General features: G+C 25.7%; 23 protein-coding genes and 1 pseudogene. 4 read left to right on the top strand and 20 right to left on the bottom strand.

The window, feature by feature from the left end:
- Position 1: 1 nt before the first annotated feature.
- Entirely contained in the window at positions 2 to 946 is a 945-nt protein-coding gene (ftcD, locus tag NWE74_RS04535) for a glutamate formimidoyltransferase (protein ID WP_258242045.1), read from the bottom strand.
- Between the two features lie 575 nt (positions 947 to 1,521).
- Here ftcD and NWE74_RS04540 point away from each other — a divergent pair.
- From NWE74_RS04540 to NWE74_RS04545, 3 genes are all read left to right on the top strand, one after another.
- Complete coding sequence (locus NWE74_RS04540; protein ID WP_258242046.1) at positions 1,522 to 2,214, top strand: cyclase family protein; 693 nt, start codon at positions 1,522 to 1,524, stop codon at positions 2,212 to 2,214.
- Between the two features lie 191 nt (positions 2,215 to 2,405).
- On the top strand, positions 2,406 to 2,693 hold the full coding sequence (locus tag NWE74_RS19195; RefSeq protein ID WP_330666293.1) for a solute carrier family 23 protein: 288 nt from the start codon (positions 2,406 to 2,408) through the stop codon (positions 2,691 to 2,693).
- On the top strand, positions 2,693 to 3,739 hold the full coding sequence (locus NWE74_RS04545; protein ID WP_330666294.1) for a nucleobase:cation symporter-2 family protein: 1,047 nt from the start codon (positions 2,693 to 2,695) through the stop codon (positions 3,737 to 3,739). The genes NWE74_RS19195 and NWE74_RS04545 overlap by 1 nt, the downstream gene beginning before the upstream one ends.
- Before the next feature lie 138 nt (positions 3,740 to 3,877).
- On the opposite strand, the gene NWE74_RS04550 is transcribed toward NWE74_RS04545, so the two are convergent.
- The 11 genes from NWE74_RS04550 to NWE74_RS04600 all read right to left on the bottom strand — a co-directional run bounded on the left by NWE74_RS04550 (position 3,878) and on the right by NWE74_RS04600 (position 13,478).
- Complete coding sequence (locus NWE74_RS04550) at positions 3,878 to 4,678, bottom strand: acyl-[acyl-carrier-protein] thioesterase (RefSeq protein ID WP_258242047.1); 801 nt, start codon at positions 4,676 to 4,678, stop codon at positions 3,878 to 3,880.
- Positions 4,679 to 4,709: 31 nt separating this feature from the next.
- Positions 4,710 to 5,030: a hypothetical protein gene (locus NWE74_RS04555; RefSeq protein ID WP_258242048.1), complete on the bottom strand. Its 321-nt coding sequence runs from the start codon at positions 5,028 to 5,030 to the stop codon at positions 4,710 to 4,712.
- 472 nt (positions 5,031 to 5,502) lie between these two features.
- Complete coding sequence (locus NWE74_RS04560) at positions 5,503 to 6,012, bottom strand: hypothetical protein (RefSeq protein WP_258242049.1); 510 nt, start codon at positions 6,010 to 6,012, stop codon at positions 5,503 to 5,505.
- A 306-nt stretch (positions 6,013 to 6,318) separates the two neighbouring features.
- Complete coding sequence (locus NWE74_RS04565) at positions 6,319 to 6,738, bottom strand: flavodoxin (protein WP_258242050.1); 420 nt, start codon at positions 6,736 to 6,738, stop codon at positions 6,319 to 6,321.
- 143 nt (positions 6,739 to 6,881) lie between these two features.
- On the bottom strand, positions 6,882 to 8,348 hold the full coding sequence (locus NWE74_RS04570) for a PH domain-containing protein (RefSeq protein WP_258242051.1): 1,467 nt from the start codon (positions 8,346 to 8,348) through the stop codon (positions 6,882 to 6,884).
- Entirely contained in the window at positions 8,332 to 8,835 is a 504-nt protein-coding gene (locus NWE74_RS04575) for a PH domain-containing protein (protein WP_258242052.1), read from the bottom strand. The genes NWE74_RS04570 and NWE74_RS04575 overlap by 17 nt, the downstream gene beginning before the upstream one ends.
- Positions 8,836 to 9,079: 244 nt before the next feature.
- Entirely contained in the window at positions 9,080 to 10,588 is a 1,509-nt protein-coding gene (locus NWE74_RS04580) for a thiol-activated cytolysin family protein (protein WP_330666296.1), read from the bottom strand.
- 142 nt (positions 10,589 to 10,730) lie between these two features.
- The gene (locus NWE74_RS04585; RefSeq protein WP_258242053.1) at positions 10,731 to 11,990 is read right to left on the bottom strand and encodes a sensor histidine kinase; all 1,260 of its coding nucleotides are present in this window, start codon (positions 11,988 to 11,990) and stop codon (positions 10,731 to 10,733) included.
- Positions 11,991 to 11,999: 9 nt separating this feature from the next.
- Positions 12,000 to 12,128, bottom strand: a complete 129-nt coding sequence (locus NWE74_RS04590) for a cyclic lactone autoinducer peptide (protein WP_258242054.1) — start codon at positions 12,126 to 12,128, stop codon at positions 12,000 to 12,002.
- Between the two features lie 20 nt (positions 12,129 to 12,148).
- The gene (locus NWE74_RS04595; RefSeq protein WP_258242055.1) at positions 12,149 to 12,700 is read right to left on the bottom strand and encodes an accessory gene regulator B family protein; all 552 of its coding nucleotides are present in this window, start codon (positions 12,698 to 12,700) and stop codon (positions 12,149 to 12,151) included.
- 220 nt (positions 12,701 to 12,920) lie between these two features.
- The gene (locus tag NWE74_RS04600) at positions 12,921 to 13,478 is read right to left on the bottom strand and encodes a biotin transporter BioY (protein ID WP_258242056.1); all 558 of its coding nucleotides are present in this window, start codon (positions 13,476 to 13,478) and stop codon (positions 12,921 to 12,923) included.
- A 197-nt stretch (positions 13,479 to 13,675) separates the two neighbouring features.
- Here NWE74_RS04600 and NWE74_RS04605 point away from each other — a divergent pair, with 197 nt between their 5' ends.
- Positions 13,676 to 14,191: a nitroreductase family protein gene (locus NWE74_RS04605; protein ID WP_258242057.1), complete on the top strand. Its 516-nt coding sequence runs from the start codon at positions 13,676 to 13,678 to the stop codon at positions 14,189 to 14,191.
- A 140-nt stretch (positions 14,192 to 14,331) separates the two neighbouring features.
- Here NWE74_RS04605 and NWE74_RS04610 read toward each other — a convergent pair whose 3' ends face one another.
- The 8 genes and pseudogenes from NWE74_RS04610 to NWE74_RS04645 all read right to left on the bottom strand — a co-directional run bounded on the left by NWE74_RS04610 (position 14,332) and on the right by NWE74_RS04645 (position 21,296).
- The gene (locus tag NWE74_RS04610) at positions 14,332 to 15,030 is read right to left on the bottom strand and encodes a response regulator transcription factor (RefSeq protein ID WP_258242058.1); all 699 of its coding nucleotides are present in this window, start codon (positions 15,028 to 15,030) and stop codon (positions 14,332 to 14,334) included.
- Between the two features lie 96 nt (positions 15,031 to 15,126).
- The gene (locus NWE74_RS04615) at positions 15,127 to 16,368 is read right to left on the bottom strand and encodes a sensor histidine kinase (protein ID WP_309137303.1); all 1,242 of its coding nucleotides are present in this window, start codon (positions 16,366 to 16,368) and stop codon (positions 15,127 to 15,129) included.
- Positions 16,369 to 16,608, bottom strand: a complete 240-nt coding sequence (locus NWE74_RS04620) for a DUF4118 domain-containing protein (protein WP_258242059.1) — start codon at positions 16,606 to 16,608, stop codon at positions 16,369 to 16,371.
- An 18-nt stretch (positions 16,609 to 16,626) separates the two neighbouring features.
- Positions 16,627 to 17,019, bottom strand: coding sequence for a tetratricopeptide repeat protein (locus tag NWE74_RS04625; protein WP_258242060.1), 393 nt, complete (start codon positions 17,017 to 17,019; stop codon positions 16,627 to 16,629).
- Between the two features lie 203 nt (positions 17,020 to 17,222).
- Positions 17,223 to 18,228: pseudogene (locus tag NWE74_RS04630) on the bottom strand (IS3 family transposase).
- A 117-nt stretch (positions 18,229 to 18,345) separates the two neighbouring features.
- Positions 18,346 to 19,995 (bottom strand): M20/M25/M40 family metallo-hydrolase, encoded by a 1,650-nt coding sequence (locus NWE74_RS04635; protein WP_258242061.1) that lies wholly within the window; start codon positions 19,993 to 19,995, stop codon positions 18,346 to 18,348.
- A gap of 51 nt (positions 19,996 to 20,046) precedes the next feature.
- Complete coding sequence (locus tag NWE74_RS04640; protein ID WP_258242062.1) at positions 20,047 to 20,673, bottom strand: amino acid ABC transporter ATP-binding protein; 627 nt, start codon at positions 20,671 to 20,673, stop codon at positions 20,047 to 20,049.
- Positions 20,674 to 20,684: 11 nt separating this feature from the next.
- The gene (locus NWE74_RS04645; protein WP_258242063.1) at positions 20,685 to 21,296 is read right to left on the bottom strand and encodes an amino acid ABC transporter permease; all 612 of its coding nucleotides are present in this window, start codon (positions 21,294 to 21,296) and stop codon (positions 20,685 to 20,687) included.
- Between the last annotated feature and the right edge of the window lie 5 nt (positions 21,297 to 21,301).

Here is a 21,301-nt window from a genome sequence, read left to right on the forward strand (position 1 = left end):
CCTACATATCCATTAAATGAGTTTCTAATACTTGCTCTTTTCTAAATCCTTCTAATCTAAAGAAATACTCAAAACTATCTAATATATAATCTAATTTTATTGGACCTACAAGTTCTGTACCTGTAACCATAACACCGTATCTTTCAGCTTCTCTTTTTACAAATTCAAAAGCTCTATGCATTGGAGTTTTTGAACAATCTAATAAGTTCATTGAAACAACTACTCCTTCTCTTTCTGGAAATTTTATTCCAACAGCTCTTACTGTAGAAAATCCTCCAGTAGGTCCTCTTAATCCTTTAGCTATTTCTTTAGCTATTTGAATATTCTCAGTTCCTAAAAATATATTATAAGCAGTAAGCCCATCTGTCTCTGCACTACAAATAGTAGCTCCTGCAGTATCGCTTATTAATCCATCTACACTTAAATCTGGTTTTCTATTTTCATACTCTTGCTTTCTTTTTTCATTACCTTTGCATTCTTTTAATAAATCTCTTACACCTTCATATTGACCAGCTCTTATATAAGCAAATGCCTTTCTTTCTTCATTTCTTGCTGCTTCTCCAGCAAAATATATAGGTATTTTAGTTTTATTATGTAATTCATTTCCTATTTCTTTAGCTAAATCAACACATTCTTCTATAGTTATATCTTTAAATGGGAATATTGGAAGGGTATCTTGAGCACCTATTCTTGGATGTGTACCTTTGTGCTCTCTCATATCTATAAGCTCTGCAGCTTTTGCTGCCATATTTACTAAAGCTTCTTTTACAGGCTGTGGTTGACCTATGAACGTAACCACAGTTCTATTAAAGTCATGTTCAGGTTCATAACTTACTAATTTAACTCCACTAACTTTTCTAACTTCATTAACAACAGCCTCAATAACATCATGATCTCTACCATTGCTAAAATTCGGAACAGCTAATACATATTGTTTTTTTTCCATTTCACTTATCTCCTTATCTTTAAAATTTAATTATTAAATAAGTAGATAAATTATTAAAACAAGCAAATCTTCATTTATCTTAACCTCTTAAAAACCATGTAAACTAAGGTTTTTTAACACAATTGGAACTATCCTATGTGCTGTAAAAATTAATTAGGCTTGATTTTTAATTTTAAAAATTTTAAAAGCCCTGTAAAAAATTTAAATAAACAAAATGTTCCTTAGGTCTTATTTTATCTAAGTATTCTTTTGCTTAAATATATAGATATCCCTATATAATATACAAAATTTATATAAGCAGTATGTATTAAGTTCATACTTTACCCAAATAATAGCTTCACTTCTATTACAAGTAAGGTTAGAAGTTAATCAAATTTTAAAGTGTAGCTATAAATTTTTTATTTTGTGCTTGTTTAATAAATTATATTTTTAAATATCACAATTATTACTAAATTTTTTAGTTTTTTTAATTTAACTAATGATTTTATATTTAAAGTTATACAACTTGCAATTTGATTATATTTTTTTAAGTTTATGAATATCTATTATCAACAACATTTTTAGGAGGAATTTTTATGAGTTTAAAAGTAATTGATTTGTCTCAAGAAATATTTCAAGGTATGTCTGTATTTCCAATGCATCAACCAACATTTATTATGACTAACATGACCCATGAAGAAAATATGAAAAAAACAGGTAGTAAGACATTAGGTTTTTCTGCTAGAAACTTACTTATAAGTGAACACGGAGGAACTCATTGTGATGCTGTTTGGGAGTACAAGCCTAGTGGTAAAACTATTGAATTTATGCCTCTTGATTATTTCTTTGGTAGCGCTATATGTATAGATTTATCACATATTAAGCCTGATAGATACATAGAAGTTGATGATATAAAAAAAGCTGTAAAAAAATGCAACGAAGAATTAAATAAAGGTGATATAGTTTTGATGTATACAGGTCATTATGATAGAAATTTTGGAACTGACAAATGGCAAACCGAATATAGTGGGCTTAGTTATAGTGCTGCCAAATATTTAGCTGAATGTGGTGTTGTAAATATAGGTGTAGATGCCCCTGCTATTGATCATCCTAATGATATAGATTTTTCAGGTCATCTAGTATGCGGCGAATATGATATTACCAATACAGAAAATTTATGCAACTTAGATAAGGTTGTTAATAAAAGGTTCTTATACTTTGGCCTACCTCTTAAAATAAGAGCTGGCTCAGGTTCACCAATAAGAGCTATAGCTCTTATTGAGGAATAATAAATACAAAAATGCTTAACTATGAAATAACTACTGATTCATGGTTAAGCTTTTTTTGCGTATACATATATACATATGATGTATACATAAAACTTATTTAAAATTTGTCATTAAAATAAACTTCTCAATCTATACTTTAATATCACTAAAAATATATCACTAACAAAATTAAATATTGAGGAGGAATATTAATGAATAAAACAAATTCTTCTCAAATGATAAAAGTAGCAAAAAATTCTTGTCTACTTTATCAAATTGACGATAGACCACAATTAAAACTTTCTGTGCTTCTAGGTTTTCAACATATTGTTGCTGCTTTTGGAGGTATCGTTGCAGTTCCTTTAGTTGTAAGTACCGCTCTTGGATTTGATATCCAATCTACCGCTATGATGATAAACGCTGCAATATTTGTAGCTGGTATAGCAACAGTTATTCAAGTTAGAGGATTAGGAAAAGTAGGTTCTAAGCTCCATGCATAATGGGAACAGACTTTACATTTGTAGGCCCATCTATTGCTGTTGGCACCTCAATGGGTCTTGCAGGAATTCTTGGTGCCACGATACTTGGCTCATTTATTGAAATGATTCTTAGTCGATTTATAAAGCCACTTATGAAATTTTTCCCCCAAGTTGTAACAGGTACTGTAGTAACTCTAATAGGACTTACATTAGTTCCCGTTGCTATGGACTGGTGTGCTGGTGGCGTTGGATCGCCTACATATGATAGTATAACTAATATTGGTGTTGCTTTAATAGTCATGATAATAGTTATTCTTCTTAATAGATATGGTAAAGGTGTTTTTAGTAGTGCCTCTATACTTATTGGTATGACTTTAGGTTATTTATTATGTATACCTCTAGGTCTTGTTGACTTTAATCCTATAAAAGAAGCATCTATTGTTGGAGTTCCTGGTGTTCCACTAGTTCTAAAATATGGAATTAAGTTTAGTTTAGCTGGTTTAATACCTTTTATAATTGCTTATTTAGTAACTACTATAGAAACTGTTGGATGTTTGATAGCTGTTGGTGAAGCATCTCAAAGAGAGCCTAATAGTGATGACTTGAGCCGTGGTGTCTTAGCTGATGGTGTAGGAAGCTTTATAGCAGGTTTTTTAGGTGCTGGACCAAATACATCCTTTAGCCAAAATGTAGGGCTTATTCCGATGACTAGAGTGGCTAGCCGACATGTCGTTGTTATGGCTGGTATAATAATGATGCTTCTGGGAATTTTCCCAAAATTAGGGTCTATTGTGGCATCTATACCTAATCCCGTTTTAGGTGGTGCTGGTGTTGTAATGTTTGGTGTTGTATCTGCTAGTGGTATGAAAACTTTAAGCAGAATAAAAATGAATAACAGAAATATTCTAATTATAGTAGTTTCTATTGCATTAGGTCTAGGGATTACAACTAGACCAGATTTATTAAATAATTTACCTCAATCCCTTCAAATGTTATTTGCATCGGGTATAAGTACAGGAACAATTGCTGCCCTAATTCTTAATATTTGTTTAAAAGAAGAGGATTAAATTTTAATTAAAATAACAAAAGGTGTGTATTTCAATACACATCTTTTATTATTTTAAGTCTTAAACAATCTATATTAATGATTAAAAATCTTTTATTTTATAAATAGTATATATAATTCTCTATATAATATATGTTTATTATTGCTTTATATTCTGTTCTATATTTAAATTTTTAATAAAATTATTGCTATCATTTATTTTTTCCCAATGACTTTCTAATAAAGCTATTTCTTTATTATCTTTATCAATTATTTGATGAATTGCTAATATGTTATTTTCTAGATTTTTAATTTCTGTTTGGACCCTTATCTTTTCACCATATTTTATTTCTTTTTCATATTTTATCTTGATATGATTATTTCTATAATTAGTCATTACCTCAAATGGTATAGTTTCCATAATCCATTTTACATATTGAACATTTCCAACATGCAAATTTAAATCAATATCTCCATACCTAATTTCAAACTCTTTTTCATGAGTTACCTTTTCTGGTGCTTTTAGTTTTAATTTTTTAATCGGTTCCTTATTGTCTTCTTCTACACAATATAGTTCATAATAATACTTCGGTATAATGCATGGTCTAACTTTTATCATATCTATAAAAAATGCTAATGTTTCTCCTTCTACTATTAAATTATTACTTGCATCGTATATTTCAAATATTCTAATAGCATAGAATTTTTTAAACCTTTTAACATATGTAACTACCTTTAGTTTGTCTCTATAATTTGCATACTTATGTATTTTTATTTTGTAATCATAAATCACCCAGGTATGATTACTCTTTATTAAGTCTGATATAGAAAGCCCTAAAGTAGCTTCTTGACAAAATGCTGCATCTACCATAAATTCCATATATGACGATAAATTGCATTCTTGTCTTACATTCGTATCTCTATATGCAACTTCATATTTTTTTTCAAATACGTGAGCCATTTCTTCATCCCCTTAATACCTAGTTAGTATACTAGCGTCCTAATAACTTATCAATTTGACATGTCGATTCATATTTTCCACTATCTAAATCTATATCTAACTTTTTATCCACATCTATTATACATTCTAATAATTTTGTATATAACGGCAAAATATGTTCTTCTTTATATCCAAATAACTTTACATTTTCAATTATATCTTCTATCATATCCAATTTATCATTATTATATATGGATATCATATCTAATATATATTGAACTTGGTCTTTTTTACTCTCTCTTAGTATTCCATCTCTCAACATTTGATTGTACAAATATTGTATCGTATCATTTAACCTATATTTCTCATTCACTATCAACACCCCCTTATCCTATTATATTAAATACTACAAAACATATTAAAATCCTTTTTGTTAAATTTGTCAAATATTCTACTCTGCATAATCCATAGTATTAATATAATTCTATAAATTAAAAAGCTTAATACAATAGTATTAAGCCTTATTATATTTTTTTAAAATCATTTTATATTTAATATACACCTTTTCCCATAGGTATTATAACATTTATTACAAGATACACATTTTGGCTTTTTCTTATCTTCATTTTTCCATCTGTTTATTAAATCTGGCTCATCTGTTAAAGGTCTTGATAATGAAAAATATTGTATGCTAAAATTATTTAATAAATCTTCCATGACATCAAAATATTTCTAAGCTAATAAGATTAGTATAATATTGCATAAAGAATTTTTAAAATACGCACTTTTTCGTAAGTATCATCTAAAAATAAAAAAACTAAAAGTAACAATTACTTTTAGTTTTTTTATTTAAAATTATAATATCTGCTTATATAAGCACTAATATCATCGGCTAAGTTTAAATGATAATATGAGTGAAATAAATATTCAGAATAAAATAAATCGCTTCCTGCAGGTTCATCAGCTTTTATAATATCTAGTAATAATACTAGTTGTTCTATACTCATTTTTAAACTTTCACATACTATCATTAGTTCTCTTCCACATACTTGGTCTGGCATTGAATTGTATTGTTCTTTTTTAATTTTCTCTATTTCTATTTCAATAGAGTTCAATTGAGCAACAAAAAAATTTACTTCTCTTTGTATTTTATTTGAGCTATTTTTATCAGTTGATTGATTTACTTTTATTAATGTAATGTTATTCCTTATATCTTCTATTCTATTGAAGATTTCATTATATTCTGTGTATGCCTTTAACTCTCTTAAAGATGGAGGCGCTGCATATACAGATTTAGAAAATATAGAAAATATAAATATTGTAGCTATAACTCTAAATACTATCTTTTTATCCATAAAGATCTCCTTTTAAAACATCCTATTTCTATCTTAATTTTAAAATTTATTTTTATATTTTTAATATCTGTTTTAAAAGATACTTTTATTCATTATAAGTATTAAAGGCCGTTGATAAAATTTGTATGTCTTTTATTTATTTTCCTTCTAAAATAAAAAAGTAGTTAGCATATATAAAAACACCCCAATCATTGGATTTTTGCTCCAACAATTGAGGTGCAGTACATTAATTTAGTCTACTTTTTATTGTTGTATAATTTAAGGGTAATTTTTTATTTTTAAGTCTAATACATGTTAATTTTTTTATTATAATTTAGCTATTTGCTCACCATATTTTATGCATAATTCTTCGTCTTCTCCTTCTGGTGATTCATTCACTATAACTGGTTCAATAGGTATTTCAAAACCATATAGTTTCATTTGTTCTTCCCAGTTTCTCATCCACTCTCCATCTCCCCATCCATAAGATCCAAATAATAATGCTTTTTTACCTTGTCCAAAATTTTCTAGTTCCTGTATAAATGGTTCGAATTCTCCTTCTTCTAACATTTCTGTTCCCATTGATGGGCATCCTAATATTAAGATATTTTCATTTTTTATGTCATCTATATTAACTTTATCTACGCTTAATACCTCGGCTTCTTTTCCATTATTTGAAATACCTTTGGCTATTAAATTTGCCATAGTCTCAGTATTGCCTGTTCCACTCCAATATATTATTTTCATAAATACGCCTCCTTATTGTAAATGATTATCTTTATCAATAATCTCAATTAAATGATAACACCTATCATTTAAGCCGTCAACTATTTTTACAATTTAAATTTAATTTTTCTTTATATAAAAATAGAGCCTAATTAGGCTCTATTTTATACAACTGCTTTTTCTTCTAGATAATTTATTATTTTTGTATCTAAATTTTTAAGTTTAATCAAATCTCCAATGTTATTTGAACATACATCTATATTATAATCATATACTTGCTTTTTCCTTTGAAGTATACTTTGCTTATATCCAATTGACTGTATTTTTTCATTAGGTATAATAATAGTCTGTTTCCTTATACTACCATTACTTATTTCTATTTTTCCTTTACCAATTTTTATACTAGTATTTTTATACAGCCTATACCCACTAATAGTTTGAATTATTAATACTATAGATAATATGGTGCACATTATCCATAAATAAATATCTACATAATAAAATACTGGTAATAATATTATTAGACTAATTATATATCTTTTTATTAAAAACATACTTACAGTATGTTTCGGTGGTTTAATTTTTTCTCCATAAATTTCAAGTTCATATACTATATTTTTTATTATTTCCTCTTTTAATATTTTATTAGCTAATGGATATAATAGTGTTTGTGATGCTATATCATCATCTTGATACCCTATTACGCTTATATTTATGTTATATAAATTTAATAGCTGACACACTAAGTTTTGATCAAATCTTATGGAGTTAATTTGTTCAATATTAAAGCTAAAGCTCTTTTTACTAATAAATCCATACTCTATAAATATATTATTTTCTATTCTCTGTAATGTAAAATTATAATACTTTACATAATTATATATAAAACAAATTAAAGTTGATATGATATAGATAAATGTTAAAAATAAAATTATTATAAAAACCAATGTTGCTATGTTACTTTTTGATATATTTTCATATAAATATTCTAGTTTTTTGCTATGATTATCTATATATTTATTTACTTTATCAATTACAACTAAATCATCTAATATGTTATACAAAAATCCGACCATTAAAATGACATAAATTTTACTTTTAGTTATAGTATATAAAAATATATCTTTAAGCTCCATTTTGTATAAATTACTTTTATATCTAATATCATCTTCGTTTACCTTTAATTCTTGTTTACATATAATCTTTGTACTATTTGATATTCTTTCTTTTATAACTTCTATTTGATCTTTTTTTAATGTAAATGAAAATTCTATATCTTCTAAACTATTTATTGCACCTGTATTTATATTTAACTTTGATGTATTTAGTAATCTATTTAAAATATTTGTTTTTGTATCTAAAGTTGTTATTTTATCTATTGGTATTTCTTTTTTTATTTTTTTGAATATTCCATTTTGTACAAATATAGTACTTCCTTCAATATAAAAAAAGCTATATCTCCATTTTATTATAATTATCATTAAATATAAAAATATAAAACCTAGTAAAATAAATACTGCTCCTTCTTTTATCATCTTTAAACCAAGAATTATATAAACAATTGAATTAACTATATTTTCAAAAGTCATAAAAATCATCTCTGACCAGTGATTTCTAGTTATAGGTATCATTTTCATCTTCCACCTTTTCACTTATTTTAGATCTTAAATACTCGCTAATTTCTTTTGCATCTTTTAATTCTAAGTTTGGTATTGTATGCACACCTCCAGCTGTATGTATATCTATACTTGCAAGAGAAAATATTCTATTAATAAACCCTTCATTAATTACAATGTGTTGAATCCTAATCATCGGAATTATAGTTCTTTTTATAGAAAATATCCCTTCTTTAAAATCAACTTTATCTTCATTTATCATATACTCCCATTGTTTATACTCTATTATTGGATAAACAAAAGTATTTAATAATAATAGTAATAGTATAATAATAATAATTACATTTATTGGAGTTTTAAACATTAATGTAAATTCCAACTTTAATTTATAATTTACAATCCACTCTCCTCCAACTAAAAAAATTCCTACTATTATGGTAGTTACTAATCTAGATAAAAACCAAGATTGTTTTGATTTTTTGCTTAGTTTTTTATATTCCAAAAATATTTCACACCCTTTTTTATAAAATTTTAATTTGAATATTTATTCTTTCATATAATAACATTTTTAATTTTTTTATTCTATATACATAGCACAAATGGACATTATTTAAGTACCAATAGCTATATAATTTGAAGTCTAACTATTTTTCACTAAAAAAGCATCTTAGTAATTAACTTTTACTAAGATGCTATTAAAGTTAACCAGCAATTTGCTGATTAAATTGTTATAATTGTTGTATGTTTTATTGATATGTTAAGCTCGTTCTTGGATATAAAGTAGTTCCCCATATTGAAGCATTTATTTCATTTGCTAAAGGAACATTTCTTTCATCTATAATAGTTCTCCACCATTCCCAAGCAAGTCCTGTGCATTCTCTCGCAAGAATTTTAATATTTTTTGTATTAGCTTCAAGTGGTATTGTTGTTGAGAAATGGGCTGTTTTATCTCTATTATTTCCACTCCATGTCTTATGAGTTAAGATTTCATTTCCATTTTCATCATAATTAAACTCATCCCATGAAACATCAAACTGAGCTACATATGCTCCACTATGATCTAAATTAATTTTACCTCTAGAGTACTCTGTAGTTGTAGTTTCTATATAGTCTGTTTTATTATGTACGGCTGCAATTGAATTATCCTTTAAAAAAGTACTTGTATATGATATTGGATATGCAGGGTTTTTTAAGCTGAATTCTGCATTTTCCTTAATTACATTTCGTATTTCATCGAAATCTTTTGTTATTATTTTATTATGCTCTTTTGAATCTCCTCCAAGTACCACTGCTGTAAATGAACTATTTTCAAAGATATCTTTGTATTCTTGCTTACTATTTACATCATTTCCTTTTATAAGGCACTTAAATGCAGATTGTACATCTTTACTTTTAGATGTTGTTTCCAATTTTACATATATAGTTCTACCATATGCTACATTTGATACCATAAGTGGTGGTGTTTCATTACTTACACCTTTACGAGTTAACTCTTTAAAAGTTACACTGTCATCAAATAACTCTGATGGATTATTAGGTAGTTGAGCACTTACAGTATAAAAAATTTGTTTATATGCTGCAATCATTACTTTTTTTTCTCCATTTGATACAGCGTTAAAGTCTATCCCTAGAGAATTATCTAAAACTTTTGCATTTACGTTAAGTGCACTAGCTATTTGAGATTTACTATAAACCATAGACTCTGTATATTGAGTTCTTGCAGGTAATGTATGAGTTTGAGAGTGCTTTTCACTCCAATTAGATACTAACTCATCTATACTTGATGATATATTTGCATATGTTGGATTTTTAACTGTCATTGTATTATCTTTTTTGAGACCTGGTAGGTCTATACTTATATCTATTGGATTTCTTTTACACATTAGTAAATTTGGCTTATTGTCAACAAAGTCCTCATCCGCTAATTGTAAAGCTCCTGGATATGTTCGATCTGTTATTGAATCGATTATTGAGATATCAACTGGTGATGTTGTAAGTGATTTTTTACTTCTTTCAACTACTACAAATTTATTATTTGATTTTATTCCTTCTTTTGGAATAATACTTTCTATACTATCACCATTAACCGCTAAAACTTCTTTTTTATTATACTTTAGATTGTCTATCCCTAAGTCTATTTCTTCACTATTACTTTGAGGATTTGCAAAACTTATAAATACACTTGTACACATACATAAAACAATTATAACAACACTTAGCAACTTTACTTTTTTAAATTTTAAAATTTGTTGCATAAATTCACCCCCCTTATATTTCAAATAATACGGCAAAAAATTTTTAACTTTAGGATTTTCCGAATAAAAAAAATCCGTCTTTCACCTTATTTACTCTAATTTTAAAATAGAATATTAATATAATAAGGTGAATAAACGGATTTTAAAGTTTAAAAATTATCTTAAATTCAGTATAGTCATTGTTACTATCTACATATATTTGTCCATTATTATTTTCTACTAATTCCTTAACTATAGCTAGTCCAAAACCATTTTCTTGATTTCCTAAATCTGTTTTCGTTGTAAATCCTAAATCAAATATTTTATCGATTATTTTTTCTTCTATTTTAGGGCCATTATTTTTTATACTAATATATGCATTATTAAAAATCTTATATGTTTTTATAATAATGAGTCCATTATTATTCATAGCAGTTATAGAATTATTTATTATATTTGCTAATATTTTATGAAGCTCATACTCAGAAATATTTAAATAATTTAAATCTATATCTTCTTCTATTATTAAATTTATGCCTTCAATATTTAATGAATTTACTACATATGCAATAATAGATTCTTCATTTGATATTTCTCTTATATTATCTGATATATCATTATTACCATCTATTATCTTTTTTAGAAGCTCACCTAGTCTTTCATATTGATTCATAATATATAAACCATTTATATAAGAAATCTGTGATCCATAATCATGCTTTATTTTCTTTAATTCATTATTTTTATTATTCAAAGAACTATTTAATTTTTTTATCTCTGCAATTTTTTTATTTATATTTACAAAATATAAAGCTAATAGTATAAAAAATATAATACAGCTAATTATTGTTAAATTTTTAAACATAATACTATCATTTCCATGTATAGTTAATGATAAACAAAGTACATAGTCAAATGCAAAAACAAATAAAAATGCTATTTCAAAGTAATATTTATGTTTAGATAATGATTTGTAAATATAATATATTTTTCTTATTAAGACTATTATTATAATTTCTATAGTAATTACTGGTAAATATACACTTAAAACTTTAGCTAATTCTTTATTATTAATTATATATTCGATATATGACCAATGTACATTACTAAATACTATAACTGTTGATTGCATTATAAAATATATAATAAAATAAGATGTAAGAGCTTTACTATAGTTTTTAAAATAAAAACAACCAAGTATAACTATATTTGAAACATTCATTATAATTATAGATAATGAACTTCCACCTATCATTTTAGTCAATATTTGTATACAAATAAATATTGAAAAACAACATAATAATAATTTAAATATGCTTTTTTTGTCTTCTAATAAATTATCTTTTTTTAAACAATAATAAGGAAAATAGCTTACTAATATTGATTGTAATATTGTGTTAACTATATCTATAGTTTCTATCATTATTAATTATTATCTCTTGTTTTTCATTGATTGTGGCATTTCTTCTGTTCCTACTAATAACATAGATGCTGCACTAGCATCCATCATAACTACTGATAATAAACACATTAATCCACCCATCATTTTTTTTAATTTCATTTTATTTTCCTCCTAAATTTTTATTTTTTATTAAACATAAGACATGAATTTATGAATAAAGTCCATGTTATAATACTACTATATATCCCTTTACTGTATAAAATTAAAGCAATTGAAAATAATATACTAGAATTTACTAATGCTAACATTTTATTTTTCTTTATTAAATCATATCTTGTCAGAGGCATATCATTATTTATTATTGGTGCTTGATGATAAACACTAAAAATATTTATCAAATTAATTAAAATAATACTTATTAAATTTAAATTATTATTCTTAGCCAAAATGATAATAATTAAAAATATTATCATTGTAGCTATTAAACATTTGAGTTGTGAACTTTCATGATATCCTCCAGTAAAAGGTTTAGTTAAACTCATAGTTATAATAATAAATACTATTTCTTTAAAGTATCCGATTACAGAAAATAATCCAACTATAATTAAAATTTTTAGTATCTCAAATATAAATATTCTAAGAGTATATTCAATCTCTTCTTGTTGTTGTTTAGAATAACCATTATATTCACAAATATCTTCTGTAAAATTTTTTATTTTATTTCTGATCATGTTTTTAACCTATATTTCTTTTATTTTTCTTCTTTTTCTCCTATATTATAACATTTTCCGCATTTTCTGAAAAACATTTTCATAATATAAATTTTGACATTTTTCTTTTTTAAAATTTATTCCATAAAAATGTTTTTAATTTAAATTTAATTTAAATTAAAAACATACAATATGAAAACATCTCAAACATAAAGTTAATACGTTTTTATTATTATGTATTTTATTTATAGCTTATATATCCTAATTTTTTTAATATGGGTATTATCTTTGAACCTACTACAGCTATAATTAAACTTAATAAAAAATCTCCACCTATACACATTATAAAACCATAAATAACAGCTAAATATACAGTATATGTATTACCTAGATAAAATTTATTTATAAAATATAAATACGGTACTCCTATAAGATATACACAAAATAAACCAGTCAATACAGCTGATAATATATTTTTTATATTTAACTCTTCCTTATTTTCAGTTAACTTTCCAATTATAAATGCTGCAATTATAAAACCTATAAGATATCCAAATGTAGGCTTAAATATATATCCAAACCCTCCTCCTTGTGTAAACACTGGAATTCCTATAAGTCCTATCCCTACATATACTATTTGCGATAGCATTCCTAATTTAGAACCTAAAAGTATTCCAGCAAATGCACAAAACATAAATTGCAATGTAAATGGCACATACGGTAGTGGAATATTTATAAATGCACCTATAGCTGTTAAAGCTGCAAAGAGTGCAACCATTGACAGTTCTTTTGTTTTCATAATCTCACCTCTTAAAATATTTTTCAATTTAATTTTACTACATCTTTTATTTTTAGTAAACCTATTTTTATATAAAGGTTTACATTTTGTAAAATAAATATCATAACTAAATACTTTGATTCTACTAATAGAAATGTATTTATTTTGTTGCTATAATTTTATTGTACAAATAAATTTGAATTAGAAAGGATTTTTGTATGCTAGATTTATTAAAGCAAAGGAGAAGCACTAGAAAATATAAAGATAAGCCAATAGAGAAAAAAAAATTAGAAAAACTACTTAAAGCAGTATTACTAGCTCCATCTTCAATGAACAAAAAACCTCTTGAATTTATAATAATAGAGGACAAAGAAACCATTAAAAAATTATCAAGTTGCAAAAAAATAGGTACTTTAGGTCTTGATACTGCCCCTATGACTATAGCTATTATTGCTAATACTGAAGTTAGTGATGTTTGGATTGAGGATGCATCTGTTGCAGCTACTATACTTTCACTACAGGCAGAGGCTTTAGGCCTTGGTTCTTGCTGGATACAGATAAGAAATCGAGAAAGTGAAAATGAAAACTCTGAAAATAAAGTAAAAAATCTATTAAATATCCCTGATAAGTTTAGAGTATTAGCATTATTTTCTATAGGATATAAAAATGAATCTAAAAATAGTTACAATGATTCTAATTTAGATTGTTCTAAAATTCATTTTAATAAATTCTAAATCATTAAATTTCCATACTATATAAAAAATAATACCAATTAGAAAATTCACTTCGTTTAAGTCACTGCATTGGCACTAATATTCATATCCCCACGACGACTTATTCCGTTATAAAAAAGTGAGGGGATATCCCTCACTTTTTATTCGTCTACTAATCTATAGCCTACACCCACTTCTGTAATTATATATTCTGGTTGTGCATGATCTACTTCTATTTTTCGTCTTATACTTGCCATAAAAACTCTTAAAGACCGAGTTTCACTTTCACAATAACTTCCCCATATTTCTTTTATTATAAATCTATGAGTAAGAACTCTACCTCTATATTTTGACATTAGCTCTAACAATTTATACTCTATAGGTGTTAAATGTATTGATTCCCCTCTTATATATACTTTATGCTTTTCAAAGTCAATTTCTAATTCTTTTAATTTAAAATTAGAAATTTCTTCACAATTAATCGTATTTTTATTAATATTTCTAAGTCCTACTCTTATTCTTGCAAGTAATTCTGGTACACTAAAAGGTTTTGTTAAATAGTCATCAGCACCTTTATCCAAGGCTTCAACTTTATCTCTATCTCTATCCCTTGCTGATACTACTATTATTTTTGCGTTACTCTTATCTCTTATTTTTTCTATTACTTCAATACCATCTATGTCTGGAAGTCCAAGATCTAATATTATAATATCTGGATTAATAGAGCAAACTAATGAAACTGCATGACTTCCAGAGTCAGTTTCTACGCATTTGTAATTTTGGGTTTCTAATGATACGCTTATAAACTTACATATAGGTTTATCATCTTCTACAATTAAAACTAATGGCTTTATATCCATTTATATCTCTCCTCTTGCTGGTAAATTAAATCTAAATGTTGCTCCACCTAAATTATTATTAAAAACACATATATCTCCATCATGTGCTTCTATTATTTACTTGCATATGGCTAAACCTAAACCTATTCCTCTTTGCTCTCCTTGGTTTGATTTGGTTTTTGTATAAAATCTTTCAAAAATATTTTCTATGTTTTCTTTTGATATTCCACATCCATTATCCTCTACTTCAAATGCTATATAATTAATATCTTTTATTATTTTTATATTAATATTAGAATTTTTAGGAGTATATCTAACTGCATTTTGAATTAAATTTACTAATACCTGCTCAATCAATAAGCCATCTGCATTTATAAGTATTATATCCTCTGGTAATGATAAGTTTATATTATGACTTTTAGAAAATTTTTTAACTCTAGAAACTGCTTCAACTACTATTTCATCTACTATTTCTATCTTTTTATTTAACTTCAATCTTCCTTCATCTATTCTAGTCATACTTAATATATTTTCAAATGATTGACTTATCCAAACAGTATCATCATATATATTTTTAAGAAGTTCTTTTTTAGTTTCACCATCTAAAACTTCATTATTATCTATTATAGTTGATACTGAACCTAATATGCTCGTTAAAGGAGTTCTTAAATCATGAGATATTGATCTTAATAAATTCCCTCTTAACCTTTCTCTTTCTGCCTCTAAGCTAACCTTTCTATTTTTTTCAAAAAGATTCTCTCTCTCTATAGCTAAAGCTGTTTGAACAGATATAGATTCAAGTAAAATTTTTTCTGTATTTGTTAAACGATTTTCATCATTTAAATTTATACCTATTATTTTATTTTGACCTTTTATAGGATAGTAGTAATTTTTTATGTTTTTATAATAATTAGTCCCTAATCCGCACGGTATTTTTTGATTAAAGGAATATTTCATAGCTTCTTTATCTATATATGAAATAAACATGTCTTTAATTTTAGTATTTTTTTTATAATATATATTTTCTTCTTCCAATATATTATCTTTAGCCAAGCAAATCATAACATCTTTATTTAAAATTTTAACTAAACTTTCACCAGAAAAGTCTGTTACCTGTTTTTTATTTTCAGCTTGAAGTAACTTTCTATTACTTCTATAAAGTGCTTCTATCCTTTTTTCTCTTAAATTTGCAATCATAGCTTCTTCTTTCACATTAGACATTAGCGTACTAGTTATTATTGCTACTATAAGCATTATAAAAAATGTTATAGGATAATCTGCTCTATATGCCAGTAGTGTATAATATAGTTCTGTAAATAAAAAATTAAAGGATAGAACACTTATTATAGATGCAACTATTCAAAAAAAATACCCTTCAGTTGTAATTGATATAAATAAAACACCTAGTATATATATAAGTATAATTGTTGCTTCATTTAAATTCATATTATAAAAAATAAATGACACTAATATAGTTAATGTCATTATAAATGTTGATTTTAATAAATTTATACTTAATCTTTCCTTATTTAATAGCCTCCGACATTCTATCCTATCATAATCATATAACCTTTCCTTTTCTATATTTAATTTTTTCATTTAACCATCTCCAAAACTTTATTTTTTATTCTTTTTCAGCCTTCCTATATTAAGACTATCATAAACAATTTGATAATAAGGTTTATATATTGTTTTAAATTCTCCATAATCAATATTATCTTCTCTATACATATATTTATATGTTGTTACTCTCTCTAAGTTAATATTAGCTGCCTGTAATGTTGGATCTAAATCACTAGATGCTCTATAATGTTTAGCTGCTAAATTTAAATCTCCTTTTTTCTCATATAGTATTCCTAATAAATTATGCACTTCACCTGATGAATCATTTTGACATAATGCATCATGTAAATAATTCATTGCCTTATCTAAATTATCTATTTTTAAATTATAAATAGCACTTTTTATACATTCTTCATAATTATTTTTGCTTAAATATTGTCCTAACATAAATATTTCTCCTTTATTTTGAAATTAATTCTTTAATAATATAATATCAATTTCAAAATAAATATCGCATAAATATATACTATTGAGTATAAATATTTTGTTAATATTTTACATTATATTATGTAATATTAATAAAAAAAGAGTTATATTTTTAAAATGGACTCTTTGTCAAGGATACTAAAAAAAGAGGGTTATTAAGAAACTTATAAAAGCTGATTCCTGTATTGTATAGTAGTCAGCTTTTTTAAGTTCCACTGACAACGATCATTATTATAGTAATCTATATAATCATCTATTTTAATTTGAAGTTCTTCTATTGTTGTGCAGCTTTTATAATCAATTTCATCCTTCATATACCCAAAGAATGATTCCTTCGGAGCATTATCCCAACAATTACCTCTACGAGACATAGATTGCCCTAAATTATTTTTCTTAAGTAGTTTTTGGAAAATTGGACTTGTATAATGAGATCATTGGTCAGAATGAATAAATGCATCTTTATCTAATTTCAAATACTTTTGACTAAGTAATTTGTTTATTGTATCGGTTACAATATCTATAGCTAAGCTATTAGAAAGATTATATGCTAATATTTCATTAGTTGAAGAATCCTTTATTGTAGATAAATATGCCATTTTATTATTGCCGTACGGCATATATGTGATATCAGTTAACATTACCTTCCCAGGTATATCTTGTTTAAATTGTCTATTTTTAAAGGTATTTAAAAATCTATAGTAACCTGAAGTAGAGACATCATTGTATTAGTCTAAAAATTTTAACTGATGGTAATTTGTTATTTATCACCTGCCTTTCTTGCAGCTCGAGCTTTTTTACTAGTTCAAGCTCCGCTTTAAGGTACTTTATTTCAGCATCTTTTTTAGCGAGAATTTCTTCAATAGTTAATTCTCTGTTAATAGTTCGTCCTGAGTTTAAAGTTCTTGTGTCTTCTAAACCTAAAACCCCCTTGTTTTTATATGCATTTCTCCATCTTAAACTGGCTGATTCTATACGCTTAGATCCTATTAGTTCAATATCGAATCCTGCATCTTCAAAGATTTTTTTAGGTATTTTTCCATTTTGATACTCTGCAATAAAATGTAGTTTAAATTCATTAGTATAAGTTATACCTTTACAAGTAACATTTTATATATATTTATTTTTAGATAATTTTAGTATTTCTTCATCTGTAAATAGTTTTTTACTCATTTATTAATTCACTCCCTAAATAATATTGTACAAAAAAAGATCCTATATAGATAGACACGCTTTTTCTCGTGTCCACTATATAGGATCCATTTTAAATTAACCATATCTCTTTTTATCTTATTTAATTAATTCCTCTATCATATATCTTACAAGCTCTGGAAGTATTTCAAAAGAATAATCAACAAGGATTCTTTCTGTAAATTTATGAGGATCTTTACCATGAGGCCCGTAATTTAGTACAGGTACATTTAGTTTTTTTATTTCTTCCAATGGTAAATTATATTTATATCCTAAGCATGGCATATTAGGCTTTAAGTATTTTATAACTTCCTCCCCATCTTGAAGTGCAAAATAACTTAAATCAGATAATCCTTTAAAATACTTTTGAGTTTTAATGTCTATATTATAATTTTCTTTAGCTCTTTTTATAACATTATCTACTACAGTTAAAATCTTTTTAGATCTTTCATCCTCTTTATTTATGCCAACATGAGGATAATACGGTGGTGCAAAGAATATAATCACAAATGGTTCTTCACTTTTAGCAAATTTACAAACCTCTTTAACTATTTCACAGCTTATATCTCTTTCATCTAAGTCCTGATTTTTTATAATTTCACTTATTTTTTCACTTATAGTCTTTTTAAATTTTTCTCCTCTTTCAGTATAAATTTTGTTATAAATCTCATCAAAAGTATAAATCTTAATTTCTAAATCCTCTTCTTTTATAGTTGATTTGGACAACTTTTTATACTCTGTCTTAGCTTTTTTTACTTTTCTAATAACCTCATCACTAGCTTCTTTGCATATATTTTTTAATTTTAATATAATATCTTTTGGATTAGAATGTAGTGTTTGCAAGTTATAATACATTATGGCTGATGGAGGCATTTGAATATTATATACTTCTTTAGTATCTTCATATTTTAAACAAGTTGGTGGCATTGTATTTTCATTATCGATATTCTCACAAAAACTTGTATTAAAATCTAATCTTGAAAGTATTTCAGCACCTATTAAATTTGGATTTAACCCACATAAACTTTCTCCAACATGAACTTCTTTGCCAACTATAAAAATACCTGGAAGTAACTTTCCACAAGATCCTGTATATATGTACTTATTGTCATCACCTGGATATGCTCCAAAATCTGGCTCTGAATTAATTACCGCTATTGGACTTAAATTATGCTTTTTTATTACTTTATTTATAAAAGGTATAGCACTTATTGCCCCTTTTGAGTTTGATTCTTCATCTGGTACTGCTATTAATAATAAGTTTCCTTCAAAATCATCTCTTTTGCTATAGTCTTTTATAAGTTGTATTTGCATCGCAAGTCCCATCTTCATATCCATTATTCCTCTACCAAATAACCAATCTCCACTTAGTAGGTCATTTTTTGCATCTTCATTTAGTAAATCTATGTGTTCTTTAAGCTTATCTGTATATTCATATGGACTTAATATATATTCTTTTAATATTCCTGCATTTTCAATATCGGCAGTATCTATATGTGCTATTGTTAAAATTGTCTTTGTCGTCTTTTTTTTAGATTTCATAAGTGCACATACAAATGATCTATTTAGTTCATCATTATTTATAGCCTTAATAAATAAATGCTCTGGATTTTCTTTATAATAATCTAATTCTTTTAATTTTTGATATACAAAATTTGAAACATAAGCCTCATCACTAGTCCCCGACACACTTTTTATCCCCACAAGTTCTAGTGTTAAATTTAATAATTCTTCTTTTCCTGCATACATCTCTATTCCTTCTCCCCACGTAAATATTTATTAATATACACAAAAATTATATCAAATGTTTATAATTTTATCACCTATTTCATTAGCAAATCCTATGTCATGAGTTATTATGAGAATTGCTATTTTTTTATTTTTAAGTTCATTTATTATATTTATTACTTTTTTTATAGACTCTACATCTAATGCTGAGGTTGGCTCATCAAAACAAAGAACTTTAGGTGTCAATGCACAAGCTCTCGCTATTGCAACTCTTTGTTTTTGACCTCCTGAGAGTTCAAATGGATAGGCATTTATTTTGTCCTCTAAGTCTACAAGCTTTAATAGTTTTTTTGCTGTATTTATAGATTCTTCTCTTGAAATTTTAGCTACACTTATAGGCGCTTGAATAATATTTTCTAAAACAGACATATGAGGAAACAAATTAAAATTTTGAAAAACCATTCCGGTTTTCTTTCTAATTTTATTAATATCTTTTATATTTTTTATCGAAATATCATCCACTATTATTTCTCCACTATCGAATTCTTCTAATCCATTTATACACCTTAATATAGTAGTTTTTCCAGTACCTGATTTTCCAAGTAGTACTCCTATTTCACCACTTTTTAACTCAAAAGATATATCATTGAGCACTTTATTTTCTCCAAAAGATTTATTTAATTTTTTTACTTCTAACATACTACTGTCTCCTATCTATAATATGAATATCTTTTTTCTATTTGTTTAAATATTTGAGTTAACACTGCAATTATTATAATGTATATAAGTCCTGCTTGTATTAAAGGAATTAAACTAGCTTGTTGATTTTGTTTAATTTGAGCTATCCTTAAAATGTCATTAAGTCCTATTGTATATACTATTGCTGTGTCTTTTACAAGAGTGATTATCTCATTTGACATAGCTGGAAGTATATTTTTTATTACTTGAGGAACTATTATTTTTTTATACATATCAAACTTACTAAATCCTAATACTAAAGCACCTTCATATTGACCTTTGTCTATAGTATTTATACCGCCTCTAAATATTTCTGCAAAATATGCTGCATAATTTAATGAAAATGCTATTATTGCAGCTGTATATCTATCAAATACTATTCCTAATAGTGGAAGTCCAAAGAATATAAATATAAGCTGTAAAAGTAATGGTGTTCCTCTTATAATAAGTATATACGTCTTTGATAATTTGCTTATTAACTTGTTTTTAGATGATCTTAAGAATGTTATAAAAATTCCAAGTGGAATTGATATTATTAATGTCATTAAAAATACTGATATTGTAATACTTAGTCCCTGTAACATAAGCT

The sequence above is a fragment of the Romboutsia lituseburensis genome (assembly GCF_024723825.1).
GTDB lineage: Bacteria > Bacillota > Clostridia > Peptostreptococcales > Peptostreptococcaceae > Romboutsia_F > Romboutsia_F lituseburensis_A.